The sequence below is a fragment of the Sphingopyxis sp. sgz302558 genome, from assembly GCF_057220455.1.
The window spans coordinates 35,562-49,124 of record NZ_JBXPUZ010000003.1 but is presented as its reverse complement, the minus strand read 5'-3'; the positions used below and the strand labels follow the sequence as shown (position 1 = coordinate 49,124).

The following is a 13,563-nucleotide window of genomic DNA, read 5'->3' as shown; positions in this document are numbered from 1 at the left end:
GCTGGCTTTGTTGCCCGCTGCGGGACCGGCGTTTGCCCAAGGGTCAAGCGGATCGGTGACCGAAATCGCGTTCGACCTGCGCGGCGTGTACGAGGATAATTCGGCGCGATCATCGGCTTTGCTGGCACAGCAGCGCGGTTTGGAGGTCGAGGACTATATCGTCTCGCCTAGTGTCTCGTTGACGCTGGCAAGGATGGTGGGCACCGCCGAAGTGCAACTCAGCGGGCGGCTTGGCTATGTGTTTCACGCCAACAACAGCGACCTTGATAGCGAACGAATCGCGATAAACGCTAATGTAGATGTTCCGGTTGGACCATGCCGCGTCTCGCCGGAAGTTGGCTTCCAACGGCGTCAATCGGATCTACGCGATATTGTTATTGTGCCTGATCCAAGTGCGCCCGGGGTAACCAATATAGAGAATATCCAGCGCTACGGTGTTACATTGGCGTGCGGCCGGACGCCGGGCCTAGCCCCATTTGCCGGTATCACCTATGAAAAGGCAGACAATAGCAGCGCACAGCGCGCGCGCGCGGAGTATTCCGCGACCACCTATCGCGGTGGGCTTCGTTATTCCAGCCCGGCAGTCGGCGAACTGAGCTTATATGGCAGCCGCCGGATCACCGAGCTGTCGCCGATTGCTTATGCGGCCGGCGGCGATACCGATTACAACTTCGACGAAGTTGGGCTGGAGATTAAGCGCGACATTGGCAGCCGCGTGCAGGCCACCGCATCGGTGGGATATGGCCGGTTGGACAGCAACAATTTGTTTGTTCAGAGCTTCAAAGGCGTCGTTTGGGCCCTTGATCTGACGGCGTTGATTGGCCCTAATTTGCGCGTGTCAGCCGGAACTGGCCGCGAAATTGGCAACAGCTTGTCCAGTGATTCCGGTTTTGTGGTGTCCACACCCCACCGTGTTCGGCTGGAATATGCCTTCAGCGAGCGGGTGCAGTTCGATCTTGGCGGGTCCATTACCAAACGCCGCTACGGTTATGATGTGGTTCCCAGTCTGCAGACCATTACCAACGAGAATTTGCGGCTGATCGACGGCGGCATAAGCATGGATGTGGGGCGACGGCTAAATCTGCGGCTATTCGCGGGCCATGAACGACGCAATGCGAATGGAACATTCTTTGACTATAATGCTTCCTTTGCAGGTCTGTCGCTGGGGCTGAGCTTTTGAAAGCTGGATACAAGAAATGACAATTTTCCGCCAATTTTGCTCTATGCTGTCCTTGCTACTGGCACTTGCCTGTGCAGCGTCAACTGTGCCGCTTGCTGCGCAATCAGCTGACCCGTTGACCATGACAACAACGCCCGCAGCTCCGTCCGTTGCCGAGGCGCCGGTCACCCTATCCGATGGTTATGTGCTGGGCACGGGCGACATAGTAGAGATTGCGGTGCTGGGCCGTGATGATTTCCGTTCGCGCGTGCAAATCCAAGTTGATGGGACGATCCAGTTGCCCTTCATTGGGGATATCCCGGCTATCAACCGTACCGTATTGCAGCTGCGCAACGAGATCAGGGCCGCGCTGATTGCGGGACAATATTTTAACGAGCCCGCCGTGTCGGTGACGGTGGTGAGCTTTGCCAGCCGCTATGTTACAGTGCTGGGTGAAGTGGCAACGCCTGGTATAGTGGCGATCGACCGCGCCTACCGCTTGTCCGAGATAATGGCGCGGGTCGGTGGATTACGGGGGACTGCGGCTGATATCATCACGCTAGCGCGCAACAGCGGCGAAGTGTTGAAACTGGACATGGTGGCGGTGGCCACCGGCGATGTGGCGCAGGACGTTATCGTCAATCCGGGCGACCGCATTTTTGTGGCGCAAGCTCCGCAATTTTACATCTATGGTGAAGTCAATGGGCCAGGCGCTTATAAACTGGAACGAAACATGTCGCTGCGCATGGCCATCGCGCGCGGCGGCGGGGTGACGGCGCAAGGCAGCGAGCGCCGCGTCAAGGTGATTCGTGACGGTGTAGAATTGCCAAAAGTCGATATGAATGCTCCGATCCAGCCCAATGATACCATACGGATCGGGCAACGGATTTTTTAGCTTCGGTGAAGGCGGCATGCTTACGCCGCTATGCAATGGATGATTGAACAATGAGCATCACCCAGTTTTTGCGAATTTTGATGATGCGACGGAGCATCATCATCGTCGCATTGTTGGCGTCCATTCTGGCGGGCGTGGCCATCGTCAAGCTGATCCCCAAGCAATATGAAGCAACGTCGCGCGTCATGTTGGAGATCATCCGGCCTGACCCGGTGACCGGTGAGGTGTTGTCGTCCTCTTACGCGCGCGCTTATACCAAGACGCAGATCGAGCTGATCAAGGATTATCGGGTTGCCGGACGCGCTGTCGACAAGCTGGGTTGGGCGGGGTCGGCCGATATGGCCGCGCAATATCAACAATCGAACAGCGACCAGCCGTTTCGGCGGTGGCTAGCGAGCATCATCATTGCTGGCACGGAAGCGCGGTTGATCGACGCCAGTAACATACTGGAGATCAGCTATCGGGGTTCGTCGCCCGACGCGGCGGCCCGCATCGCCAACGCCTTGCAAGAGGCGTATGAAGAACAGACCATCCAGTTCAAGCGGCAGGACGCGCAGAAAAACGCGCGCTGGTTCCGCGAACAGACGACCGAGCTGCGCACCAAGCTGGCGCAGGCTGAGGCGCGCAAGGCCGAATTTGAAAAGGCCAATGACATCGTGTTGCAAGACGAGGGTGTCGACACGGATACCGCGCGGTTGCAAGCGCTGGCTTCCAGCGCGCCGGTAGCGCCTGTGTCTATGGCACCGATGCCGGTGCAGGTTTCCGGGCCAGGCCCGGCGCAGATGCAACTGGCACAAGTCGAAGCGGCCATTGCAACCGCGTCGCGGACTTTGGGGCCCAATCATCCCGACTATGTTGCGCTGCTGCGCCAGCGCGACATCGCCGCCAATGCGGCCGCGCAGGAACGGGCAGCGGCGGCCGCCAATGCGCGCGCATCGGCGGCTCCGGCACCGACCGGCCCATCGGTTGGGGCGTTGTTCAATGCCCAGCGCGAACGCGTGCTGTCGCAGCGCGGCAAGCTGGCCGAGGCCAAGCAGCTGCAAAATGATGTCGCCGTGCTACGCGCCCAGCTGAACGAGACGCAGATCAAAGGCGCCAAGGAGGAGCAAGAGGCGCAGTCGGCCGATGCAGGGTTAACGCTGTTGAGCAGCGCGACACCGCCGGATGACGCGACCTTTCCGCGCACGATTCCCGTGATGCTGGGAGCTATCGCCTTGGGCCTTGGACTGGGGATTTTGCTCGCGCTGCTGTTCGAGCTACTTAATCGCAAGGTACGCGGCCCCGATGACCTGGCCATCGATGGCGTGCCGCTGATCGGGATGATGCAGGGTCGTTTGGTGTCAGACCAGCCCAAGCGGCTGGGGCGTATCCTGCGTTTGCCGGGTCCCACACCCGTGGCAGCCGAGTGACGCAGATGGACAATCCCGAAGCCATTGATAGCGGCAAAATTGCCGAGGCTGCCGCACCGGCAACCGACACCGACATCGCGGCGCCGCTGCGCGTTGCGACCAACATGCAAGCGATCGTTGCCCCCAATTCGGCGGCAGGCGAATCCTTGTCGGCACTACGCAATTTTCTGTTGTCGCAGCATTTGCACAACGGGCGGCGAGCAATCGCGGTGTGCGCACCGAACGCGGGCAGCGGCTGCACCTTTCTGGCCACCAATCTGGCGCTCGCCATGGCGCAGGCTGGGGTCAACACGCTGCTGATCGACGGCAATTTGCGCGATCCGGGGGTACAGAATGTCTTTACCACGCCGCAGCCAGTGGCCGGATTGGGTGACTTTCTGACCGCAGAGGATGATCAGCCGCCATTTCTTGTGTCGCATGCGCGCCCCAATTTGTCGGTGATCTATGCGGGCCAAGTACGCGGTGATTCATCGGATTTGCTGGCACGGCAGAAATTGAAACTGCTGGTCAATGAATCGGTTCGCAGTTTCGATTTGACCGTTGTCGATTGTCCGCCTGCGGCGCTTTATGGCGACGCGCGCCGCATTGCATCCTTACTGCGTTATGCCTTGGTCGTGGCGCGCCGAGATCACAGCTACGCCGCCGATATCAAAACATTAATCAAAGAATTGCAGGCAGACGGAACCAATGTCGTCGGGACTTTCCTCAATATCCTCGACTGAGATTCCCGCGCTCAATAGCGTGAGTGGCGGTGACAGCAGTCTGTCGGCGTTGCTGCGCGCCAATGCGCTGGCCATTGCCGCCTATTTGTTGGTCGCTATCCCCACGCTGATCAGGTTGTCGCAGGAAAATTGGTCGACAGAGGCGGGTGCCCATGGCCCGATTGTATTGGCGACCGGACTGTGGCTGCTGCATCATTGCAAAGACGAGCTGAAAGCGCGGCAGACCGCGCCGCCGCCCGGCTGGTTGCTGCTGTTGCTGCTGGTGCCCCTCGTCGCTGCCTATGCATTGGGCCGGGCGCTGGATTTGCTGGTCGTCGAAGCGGCGGCGGTGGTGGCATTCGGCTATATGCTGTTGGTCCGGCGAACCGGCTTTGGCCCCCTTTGGGCTCGACCCTTTCCCTTTTTCTATCTGGCTATGCTGATTCCACCGCCGGGCTGGGTTATCGATAGCCTGACGATGGGACTGCAGCATATGATCTCCAACGCTGCTGCGTCGCTTTTGTCGTATTTCGATTATCCGGTGCAACGCGAAGGCGTGGTCATCCTCATCGCGCAATATCAATTGTTGGTAGAAGATGCCTGTTCGGGCATGAATTCGCTGTTCGGCCTGATCGCAATTAGCCTCTTCTATATCTACCTCCTCCACCGCGCCGACTGGAAACACTCGCTGGCGCTGCTGGTCGCAATTTTGCCGATTTCGATTTTCGTGAACCTGATCCGCGTCCTCGTGCTGATCCTGATAACCTATTATTTCGGCGACGCCGTGGCGCAGGGCTTCATCCACAATTTTGCCGGGATTTTGCTGTTCGCGCTGTCGTTGTCGTTGATGGTTCTGACCGATCTGATCATCCGGCGCCTTTTCCGCACTGACGAGGCCGAGGCCGTATGATCGACCGGCGCGACATAATTTTTGGGCTTGGCTGCGCGGCGGCGGCGGGCGGTGCGCTTTGGATGCACCCGGACGAATATGTCCGGCTGATGCCCGAGGAAAAACTGGAAAAGTCGGTCCCCGAGTCCTTCGGTTTGTGGAAGATCGATCGCGGATTGGGCGTGGTGTTGCCGCCGTCTGAAGGCAGTTTGGCCGACCGACTGTATGATGAAATCATGGCTCGCGCCTATTATCAGCCGACGGTTGGAACAACGCGGCCGGTGATGTGCCTGATGACATATGGTGCGCGGCAAAGTGATGCCCTGCAACTGCATCGGCCCGAAACCTGCTATCCTGCCGTGGGGTTTCAGCTAGTGAGCCACCGCAAGGCGGCCTTGCCGCTTGCCAGCGGTGCGAGCTTGCCCATTGTCGAGATAACGGCACGGTTGGGCGAGCGGTTCGAAGACGTGCTCTATTGGACCCGCGTTGGCGAGGATTTGCCGCAAGATTCCAGCGAACAGCGGCGCAAACGACTGCGGGCATCGCTGTCGGGGCAAATCGGCGATGGCGTGCTGGTCCGCATGTCGTCTGCGCGCCTGCAAGAGTCCTCGCCCGGCTTTCCCGAGCTGCGTGCATTTGCGCGCGACATGCTGAGGGCGCTGACCCCGGCGACGCGGCGCGGTTTGGTGGGTACAAAATTGGCCGCAGCCATCCGCTGATTGGCACTAACGCTGAAAGTAAAGGGTGCCGTCGGGCGTCCATTGTGGCGTCCGGCCCATAAGCTGGCCGGCATGGGTATCGATAGCGCCGGCGGTGCAAGGCGTGTCGGCCACAACATGACCATCGCCAAGCCACAAGATCCGGCTAGCAAAATGGCTTACCAAGCCCAGATCATGCAGCACGATCAACAGAGTGCGCCCCTGCGCCGCTAGCGCCACTAGCTGTTCCAGCAATTGATATTGCCGTCCGATGTCAAGCGCCGCGACAGGTTCATCTAGCAGCAGCAGGGGGCTGCGCGCGATGAGCACGCGGGCAAGCGCGGCCATCGCCAATTCACCGCCCGACAGCCCCTCAACCGAGCGGTCGGCAAGATGCGAGATGCCGCATAGCGCGAGCATGGCATCGACTTCGCCGCTGCCAGCCGCGCCGGATCCGGTGGTTCCACGGGCATAAAGGCCCAGCTTGATCATTTCACGCACCGGCATCGGCCATGCGACATGGTGCGACTGGGGCAGATAGCCTACCAGCTGCGCACGTTGTTGCGGTGACAAGGCGGGCAGTGCTGCCGCGCCGAATTGCGCGCCTCCACCAGCCGGGATCAGCTGAGCAATGGCGCGCAGCAGCGTCGATTTTCCCGCTCCGTTCGGGCCAACCACCGCGACAATTTCGCCTGCCGCGATGCGGGCGCTGAGCGGATGCAGCAGGGTTCGGGCACCCCGCGTCACGCACAGGCCGTCGAGGACAAGTTCAGTCACGCGCGTTTACTCCGCGCCGCCAGGCAATCAGCATGAACAAGGGAGCACCGACGAGCGCGGCGACGACCCCTAGGCGCAATTCGGTGCCAGTCGGCAGCAGCCGGACCATCAGGTCGGCCACCAACAGCATGGCTGCCCCGAGCATGCCCGAGGGGAGCAAAGCGCGGCCTGGATCGTGGCGGACCCATGGGCGCACGAGATGCGGGGCCACGATGCCGACAAAACCAACCGCTCCCGCCAAAGCTACTGCTGCGCCTACAGCCAGCCCGGTGCCGGCAATAATCAACATCCTCGTACGGCGATAGTCCAGCCCGTGCGCCATCGCTGCAAGGTCACCAATCGACAGCAGGGTCAATGCGCCGCGCGCGCGTAAGACCAGCACGGTGCCAAGCAGCACCGGCGGGAGCGCATAAGCGAGATCCCGCAGCGAGCGATTGGCAACACTGCCCAGCGACCAATTGACGAGGTCCGACAGCGAAAAGGGATTGGGCGCAAAGTTGAGAAGTAGCGCCATCAGCGCCCCGGCAAAGCTCGACAAACCGACGCCGACAAGGATCAGCGTCGCCAGGCCTATCAAGCGATGGGCAAAGGCGGCGAGCACGGCCGTCGCGAGCAGCGCTCCCGCAATCGCTCCTCCAGCAACGCCCAGCGGCGATGCGGCGGCAATGCCGAAATAGAGCATCAAGGTCGCGCCAAGCGTCGCGCATGCCGAGACGCCAAGCACGCCTGGTTCGGCCAGCGGATTGCGCGTCAGGCCCTGCAATGCCGCCCCAGACAGACCCAGTGCAAAGCCGACCAGCAAGGCGGCCAGAGTGCGTGGCAGGCGCAGTTCGACAATGATGATGCGAGCGGCGGGGTCGGCCCCGCCTGCTGCGGCTTGCCAAATGGTGGGATCGAAGCCGGTTGGACCCGCGGCCAGGCTGGCGAGTGCCAACATAGTGATTAAGGCCAACAGGATGGCAGGCAGGCGAACTGATGACGTCATGACGGCGCGTTGATGCTTTGGCGCAGCTTGGACAGCGCGGCAATGGCATCGCCCGCGAGCCAGTTGCCGCAGCCCAGAGCGCTGCCGGGCACGGTTGCTGCTGGCACGTCGGCAAGCAACTGTTGCAAACGCGGGTGTGCCGATGAGGACCAGCGGTCCTGCCGGTAGCGTGGACTGTCAAAGAAAGCGCGCAGCACCGCATCAGGGGGACGGCGGACCATCGCTTCGAGCGGGAGGCTGCCCCAGCCCGGCGCTTTGCGGATACTGTAAAAGCCGGCGGCGCGGATGACCTCGCCGACAAAGCTGTCCGGGCCAGTCGTCACGTCGCCGGGCGTGATATAGAGCAGTGACGGCGGCCGATTGGGCGCGGTCTTTTGCGCGGCCACGACTTTGGCAAGAAAGTCCTGGCGCAGTCGCGCGGCATGCGGTTCGGCATCCAGCGCCACGCCAACACGCTGCAACTCGGGCGCAATGTCGGCCAGTTTTGTCGCAAAGTTAAGCTGGACAACAGTGATTCCGAGCGCCGCAAGCTGGCGGTCAATGCCCGGCGCGCCGCCGTACATGCGCACGGCATAGCGCGGGCGCAGCGCCGCAATTTCCTCCAATGACGGCCGAACACGGGCAATGCCCCGCGCGCGGGGGGCAGAAAAGCTGGCATCGCTGTCGGCCTCAGGCGAGACGGCACGGATATCAGCGCGCGGCACAAGGCCCAGCACCATCTGGTCAGCGCAATAGTCCAGCGACACCACGCCGCGCAGCGGTGCGGGCGGGGAGGGGGACGGGGGGCCGCCGCACCCCGCCAGCGCTAGTGCTGCAAGCATAGAAGCGCAGCGTCGGGTCACAACGACCAGCGCACGCCGGCAAAGGCGCCGCGCCCATAGGTGGCATAGCCGGCGACGGCAGTGTAATCCACGTCGAACAAGTTTTCGACGCGGGCAAAGGCCTCCAATCCGCTGCCCAGGGGCAGCGCGGCTCGCAGCGCGACCAAGGCATATCCATCGAGCCGGACGCTGTTGGCGGCATCGTCAAAGCTGTCGCCGACCAGATTTATGCTGGTGCCAAGTTTGACACCCCAAGGTGCCGACCAATCCGCGGTTAGTGTCACACTGTCCTGCGGCCGGAGCGCCAGCCGATTGCCGAACGCAGCGCCGGGCGTGCGGTTGATGGCATCAATGCGCGACCAGGTGGCGCGGACATCGACCTGGTCAGTCGGGCGCAAGGCGAGCTCGATCTCCACCCCGCTGGCGCGGGCACGGTCGATATTCTCCGATTGGAAGGTAGCAAAGGAGAAGGCGATAAGGTCGTCGCTGGTGCGGCGGAACCAGGTGATGCCGATGACGGCCCGGTCGTCCAGCAATCTTTGTTCGACGCCGATATCGATATTTTCTGCCGTTTCGGGGCGTAGCGCGGGATTGCCAAAGGGCGGTTGGCCTTCGCTGAGCGTCGGGGCGCGAAAGCCTTCGGCATAGCTGGCTCTTAGCAAGGTCGCACCGCCATTGGGCGTGAAGACGGCGTTGGCAGCAAAGGTCGTCTGGCCGCCGTAGTCGCTATAATTGTCGTGACGTACTCCGCCGGTCAGCGTTAGCCCCCGCAGGGGACGGATGATCAGTTGTGCATAGCTGCTAGTAACGCGGTTGTCGGCCAGATCGGGCGCAGCGCCTTCGAACGACGTGCTGGTGCGGGTCTCTTCATGTTCCGCCCCAAACACCAGTGTCACGGCGTCGCTGGCGCGCAGATCACCCTGATAGGTGTAGCGGTCGATACTGCCGCTGATATCGAAATTGTTGAAGCTGAAGGCGACGGGATCGGTGCCCAGCCGGTCGATTTCGGTCCGGGTGAAGGCGATGCGGTTGACGAGCAGGCCGCCAAACAGTGCCGCGTGCGCGCCGACATAGCCGACAAACTGGCGATTGCGGCTTTCTGGCAGGGCATCAGCGCCAGGGCCAAAGGGGCTGTCATATTCGACGTGGCCGCGATTGTAGAAGCCGCGCAGATCGATTCCGGCATTGTCGCCCAGCGCGATATCGAGGCGGCCGTTGGCGCTGTAAGCATCGTAGCCGTCGCGTTCGGTGCCACCGGTCAGCGCGGAAATGCCGCTGGTCCGGTAATAGCCGCCGCCTATACTGCCGCGTAGCGCGCCGCTGGTGCCGCTTAGGTTGGCGCTGGTACGCAATGTGCTCCAGCTGCCGCCTTCGGCAACCGCGCGCACCGCCAGCGCTTCGGTGGGTGCCAGCGAGGTCAGGCTGATGACCCCGCCGATGGCCTGGCTGCCCCAGATAACCGAATTGGCGCCGCGCAGAAGTTCGATGCGCCCGAAATTGCCGGTTTGGAGCGCACCGAAATCGAACGCGCCATTGGGGCTCGACGGATCGTTGATGCGCACCCCGTCGACCAGCACCAGCGTCTGGGCACTGTTGCCTCCGCGCAGGAAGACACTGGTCTGGCTGCCTACCGGCCCGCGCTGGGCCACAGCGACGCCGGGCAGAGTGCGCAGCGCGTCGGTCACCGTTGCGCTTTGCAGCGTGTCGAGCCGGGCGGTGTCGATGACACTGATGGCCTGACCCGCTTCATCGCGCGGCTGGGCGATGCCGCTCGCGGTGACGATGATGTCGACATCGTCGCCTTCCGCCAACGCAGGTGCGGGGAGGGCAGCAATGGACGCAACTGTGGTAACAAGCAAAGTTGAAATACGCATGGTAACTCCTTCATCCAACGACCAAAACAGCCGTTGCACGAGGAGTTCCTCGTCCGCGTCGGTGCACCCCGCCCGCCCCGGATAACGGCAACGCCTGGCAGGTCTCCTGGCTCGCCGGGTCATCAATGTCTGCCGCCTTCCCGGATTGCTCCAGTGGCATAATGGCAGACGCCTCGCCGGTCACAGTTGCGGGGGCAGCGCCGGCTTTACACCGGACTTCCCTTTTCATCCCCGTCTCCGGGGAACCTTGCGTCACGGCCCGAGGCGTAAGCGAAGTGTGCGGGTCGCGCAAGAGGCAGCAGCGTGATAGGGCGGGTCCATGTTCCGTTTCGACAACAGCTTCGCGCGCACGCTGGAGGGGTTCTACCTGCCCGCAGAGGCGGCAAAGCCGCCAGCGCCGCGTTTGCTCTATTTCAACGAAAAGCTCGCGGCTGCGCTGGGTATCGACCGGGCGGGGCTGAGCGTTGAGGGCATTGCGGCGCTGCTGTCGGGCGGGGCTCCGGTGCCGGATTCGGCGCCGATCGCGCTGGCCTATGCGGGGCATCAATTTGGCACATTTAACCCGCAGCTGGGAGACGGGCGCGCGCTGCTCCTGGGCGAACATATTGGTCCCGACGGAAGCCGTCATGACGTGCAGTTGAAGGGGTCGGGGCCAACGCCATTCTCGCGCGGCGGCGATGGCAAGGCGGCATTGGGGCCGGTGCTGCGCGAATATCTGATGTCGGCGGCAATGGCGGCTTTGGGGGTGCCGACAACACGCGCGCTGGCGGCTGTCGCGACGGGGGACAAGGTGCTGCGCGACCGCGTACTGCCCGGCGCAGTGCTGACCCGCATTGCGGCGAGCCATTTGCGCATCGGTACCATCCAGTTTTTCGCGGCGCACGGCGGGGCCGAGGCGGTGCGCCAGATCGCCGACCATGCGATCGCACGGCATTGCCCGTCGGCGGCAGAGGCGGCCAATCCCTACCTCGCGCTGTTGGACCATGTAATTGGCGTGCAGTGCGGTCTGGTGGCGCAGTGGATGGCGCTCGGGTTCGTGCACGGGGTGATGAACACCGACAATATGACGCTGTCGGGGGAGACCATTGATTATGGACCGTGCGCCTTTGTCGACGCTTATAGCGCGGCCGCAGTGTTCAGCTCGATCGACCATATCGGCCGCTATGCCTTTGGGCGGCAACCGCATATCTTGCACTGGAATCTGGCGCGGCTGGCCGAAGCGCTGCTGCCCGCGATTGCGGCGGTGCGCGCCGAGGACCATGCGGCGGCCATGGCGCTGATCGAAGGGGTGCCGGGGCGTTATTATCCGGCGATGTTAGGGCGGATGCGGGCGAAGCTGGGGCTGGTGAGCGAGCAGCAGGGTGATCAGCCGCTGGTCGAGGCGCTGTTCGCGGCGCTGCAGGGGCAGGGGGTGGACTTTACGCTGTTTTTCAGATCCCTGACGGATGAGATTGCAGGCAAGCACCTGTCAGATTTGCCGCCGCCGGTTGCCGATTGGGCCGAAAAATGGCGGGCAAGGGTGGCCGCCGATGAAGGGCCCACCAACGCCCGGTTGGCCATGATGCGGACCGCAAACCCCACCGTCATTCCGCGCAACCATCTGGTCGAGGCAGCGCTGAACGACGCGGTGGATCGTCAGGATTTTGGCCGGTTTGACGCGCTGATGACCGAAGTATCCGCCCCCTATCGCGCGCGCGATGCCGATGATCCTTTTACCCGGCCGCCTGCCGCAGACGCCCCGCCCCATGTGACCTTTTGCGGCACCTGATCACGCGGCAGGGCGTTCCTCATCACCGAGCAGGCGCAGCATGGCGAGCGCAGCAAGGCCCATTACGAGCGCGGCGAAAGCCATGGTCCAAATCGGTTCGGTCGGGAAAAAGGCTTTCATGATATTGCCCATCACCGTTGCTACAAGCAGCTGCGGCACGACGATAAACACGTTAAACAAACCCATGTAAATGCCGAGTTTTCTCTGCGGCAGGCTGCTCGCCAATATGGCGTATGGCATGGCGAGAATCGAGGCCCAGGCGATGCCGATGCCGATTTCGCTGACTATCAAATGTTGTGGGTCGCGCAGCAGGAAGAAGCTGGCATAGCCGAGTGCCCCCGCTGTCAGCCCGATCATGTGCGTGCGTACCTTGCCAAAGCGGGCCGCGAACCACGGCAGAAGCGTCAGCGCGGCGATTGCCGCCACCCCGTTGTAAATGGCGAACAGCACGCCCACCCAATTGCCGGCCTCTTGGTAGGCGGCGCTTTGCGGGTCGGTGGTGCCATAAAAATATTGCGCCACGACCGGCGTGGTGTTGATCCACATAATGAACAGCGCCGCCCAGCTGAAAAACTGCACGAGCGCGAGTTTTTTCATGATCGGAGGCATGCCGGAGAAATCGCCGACGATATGACTGAGCATATTGTTGGAATGGCCGCTGCGGGCGAGGGCAATGGCGATAACGCTGGCGATGCCATAGCCCGCGAGCAAGCCGCCGAGCAGATAGACCTCTTTTTCCAGCCCGAACCAGGCCACGGTCGCGATGACGGCGGCACCCGCCACAACCCAAAGCGCGCTGCCGAGCGGGCTGCGCGCAGCGAGCAGCCTGATCACGCTGTCGTCGCCATGATCGTCGGGACCGTCGAAAGCCGCCAGTTCATCGGGGCTATATTCGCGCGTGCTGACCACCGTCCAGAGCACCGAGGCGAACATCGCGATGCCGCCGAACCAGAAGCTGTACTTGACCGTGTCGGGGATGGTGCCCGGTGGCGCTTCGTTGGCGACGCCGACATGATCGAGAAACCAGGGGAAGGCCGAGCCAATGACCGCGCCAATGCCGATGAAGGCGGTCTGCACCGCATAGCCCACCGTATGTTGGTCCTTGCGCAGCATGTCGCCAACAAACGCCCGGAAAGGCTCCATCGACACATTGATGCTGGCGTCGAGGATCCACAGCAGCAGCGCCGCCAACAGCAATATTTCGGCGAGCGGCATCAGGAACAGCGACAGCGCGGCAAGGATGGCACCAGCGAGGAAATATGGGCGGCGGCGGCCGAGGCGGCCCAACCAAGTGCGGTCGGACATATGGCCGATGATCGGCTGGACGAGCAGCCCGGTCAGCGGCGCGGCGACCCAGAGGGCGGGCAGATCGTCCATTGCCGCGCCCAGCGTCTGGAAAATCCGGCTCATATTGGCATTCTGCAGCGCGAAACCGATCTGGATGCCCAGAAAGCCGAAGCTGATATTGATCAGCCCGGCAATTGACTGGCGCGGCTTTCCGCTGACCTGCTCCATTTTCATCCTCCCCGCGCCGGTTTGTCACCGGTCATCACGGCAAAGTGACAGACCGGTGCGGGCGCGGCAATG

The 13,563-nt window shown here is 62.4% G+C and carries 12 protein-coding genes and 1 riboswitch; of the genes, 7 read left to right on the top strand and 5 right to left on the bottom strand.

Annotated features, from left to right (window positions below; translation table 11 throughout):
* The first annotated feature begins 55 nt into the window (after window positions 1-55).
* From AC2TC0_RS10805 to epsI, 6 genes are all read left to right on the top strand, one after another.
* Window positions 56-1,180, top strand: a complete 1,125-nt coding sequence (locus tag AC2TC0_RS10805; protein WP_484717536.1) for a hypothetical protein — start codon at window positions 56-58, stop codon at window positions 1,178-1,180.
* A 121-nt stretch (window positions 1,181-1,301) separates the two neighbouring features.
* Complete coding sequence (locus AC2TC0_RS10800) at window positions 1,302-2,054, top strand: polysaccharide biosynthesis/export family protein (protein WP_484717535.1); 753 nt, start codon at window positions 1,302-1,304, stop codon at window positions 2,052-2,054.
* Between the two features lie 80 nt (window positions 2,055-2,134).
* Window positions 2,135-3,463, top strand: a complete 1,329-nt coding sequence (locus tag AC2TC0_RS10795) for a chain length determinant protein (protein ID WP_484717534.1) — start codon at window positions 2,135-2,137, stop codon at window positions 3,461-3,463.
* 5 nt (window positions 3,464-3,468) lie between these two features.
* Window positions 3,469-4,185, top strand: coding sequence for a CpsD/CapB family tyrosine-protein kinase (locus AC2TC0_RS10790; RefSeq protein WP_484717533.1), 717 nt, complete (start codon window positions 3,469-3,471; stop codon window positions 4,183-4,185).
* The gene (xrtV, locus tag AC2TC0_RS10785; RefSeq protein WP_484717532.1) at window positions 4,151-5,074 is read left to right on the top strand and encodes an exosortase V; all 924 of its coding nucleotides are present in this window, start codon (window positions 4,151-4,153) and stop codon (window positions 5,072-5,074) included. The genes AC2TC0_RS10790 and xrtV overlap by 35 nt, the downstream gene beginning before the upstream one ends.
* Window positions 5,071-5,772 carry an exosortase-associated protein EpsI, V-type gene (gene epsI, locus AC2TC0_RS10780; protein ID WP_484717531.1) on the top strand — a complete coding sequence of 234 codons (702 nt, stop codon included), beginning with the start codon at window positions 5,071-5,073 and terminating at the stop codon, window positions 5,770-5,772. The genes xrtV and epsI overlap by 4 nt, the downstream gene beginning before the upstream one ends.
* 6 nt (window positions 5,773-5,778) lie before the next feature.
* Here the strand turns inward: epsI and AC2TC0_RS10775 are convergent, their stop codons facing one another.
* The 4 genes from AC2TC0_RS10775 to AC2TC0_RS10760 are packed head-to-tail and all read right to left on the bottom strand — an operon-like array spanning window position 5,779 to window position 10,208.
* Entirely contained in the window at window positions 5,779-6,528 is a 750-nt protein-coding gene (locus tag AC2TC0_RS10775; RefSeq protein ID WP_484717530.1) for an ABC transporter ATP-binding protein, read from the bottom strand.
* Window positions 6,521-7,513, bottom strand: a complete 993-nt coding sequence (locus AC2TC0_RS10770; RefSeq protein ID WP_484717529.1) for a FecCD family ABC transporter permease — start codon at window positions 7,511-7,513, stop codon at window positions 6,521-6,523. The genes AC2TC0_RS10775 and AC2TC0_RS10770 overlap by 8 nt, the downstream gene beginning before the upstream one ends.
* The gene (locus AC2TC0_RS10765; protein WP_484717528.1) at window positions 7,510-8,334 is read right to left on the bottom strand and encodes an ABC transporter substrate-binding protein; all 825 of its coding nucleotides are present in this window, start codon (window positions 8,332-8,334) and stop codon (window positions 7,510-7,512) included. Before AC2TC0_RS10765 ends, AC2TC0_RS10770 begins: the two co-directional genes overlap by 4 nt.
* 17 nt (window positions 8,335-8,351) lie before the next feature.
* Window positions 8,352-10,208: a TonB-dependent receptor plug domain-containing protein gene (locus AC2TC0_RS10760; RefSeq protein ID WP_484717527.1), complete on the bottom strand. Its 1,857-nt coding sequence runs from the start codon at window positions 10,206-10,208 to the stop codon at window positions 8,352-8,354.
* Window positions 10,209-10,287: 79 nt separating this feature from the next.
* A riboswitch (cobalamin riboswitch) is annotated at window positions 10,288-10,473 on the bottom strand.
* Window positions 10,474-10,527: 54 nt separating this feature from the next.
* Here AC2TC0_RS10760 and AC2TC0_RS10755 point away from each other — a divergent pair.
* Window positions 10,528-11,976, top strand: a complete 1,449-nt coding sequence (locus AC2TC0_RS10755) for a protein adenylyltransferase SelO (RefSeq protein WP_484717526.1) — start codon at window positions 10,528-10,530, stop codon at window positions 11,974-11,976.
* On the opposite strand, the gene AC2TC0_RS10750 is transcribed toward AC2TC0_RS10755, so the two are convergent.
* Window positions 11,977-13,491, bottom strand: coding sequence for an MFS transporter (locus AC2TC0_RS10750; RefSeq protein WP_484718110.1), 1,515 nt, complete (start codon window positions 13,489-13,491; stop codon window positions 11,977-11,979).
* Between the last annotated feature and the right edge of the window lie 72 nt (window positions 13,492-13,563).

What these genes read in the sequence shown, in the direction of transcription:
- AC2TC0_RS10800 (WP_484717535.1), top strand. Translation starts at nt 1,302, where the DNA reads ATGACAACAACGCCCGCAGCTCCGTCCGTTGCCGAGGCGCCGGTCACC.
- AC2TC0_RS10795 (WP_484717534.1), top strand. Translation starts at nt 2,135, where the DNA reads ATGATGCGACGGAGCATCATCATCGTCGCATTGTTGGCGTCCATTCTG.
- AC2TC0_RS10790 (WP_484717533.1), top strand. Translation starts at nt 3,469, where the DNA reads ATGGACAATCCCGAAGCCATTGATAGCGGCAAAATTGCCGAGGCTGCC.
- xrtV (WP_484717532.1), top strand. Translation starts at nt 4,151, where the DNA reads ATGTCGTCGGGACTTTCCTCAATATCCTCGACTGAGATTCCCGCGCTC.
- epsI (WP_484717531.1), top strand. Translation starts at nt 5,071, where the DNA reads ATGATCGACCGGCGCGACATAATTTTTGGGCTTGGCTGCGCGGCGGCG.
- AC2TC0_RS10770 (WP_484717529.1), bottom strand. Translation starts at nt 7,513, where the DNA reads ATGACGTCATCAGTTCGCCTGCCTGCCATCCTGTTGGCCTTAATCACT.
- AC2TC0_RS10765 (WP_484717528.1), bottom strand. Translation starts at nt 8,334, where the DNA reads ATGCTTGCAGCACTAGCGCTGGCGGGGTGCGGCGGCCCCCCGTCCCCC.
- AC2TC0_RS10760 (WP_484717527.1), bottom strand. Translation starts at nt 10,208, where the DNA reads ATGCGTATTTCAACTTTGCTTGTTACCACAGTTGCGTCCATTGCTGCC.
- AC2TC0_RS10755 (WP_484717526.1), top strand. Translation starts at nt 10,528, where the DNA reads ATGTTCCGTTTCGACAACAGCTTCGCGCGCACGCTGGAGGGGTTCTAC.
- AC2TC0_RS10750 (WP_484718110.1), bottom strand. Translation starts at nt 13,491, where the DNA reads ATGGAGCAGGTCAGCGGAAAGCCGCGCCAGTCAATTGCCGGGCTGATC.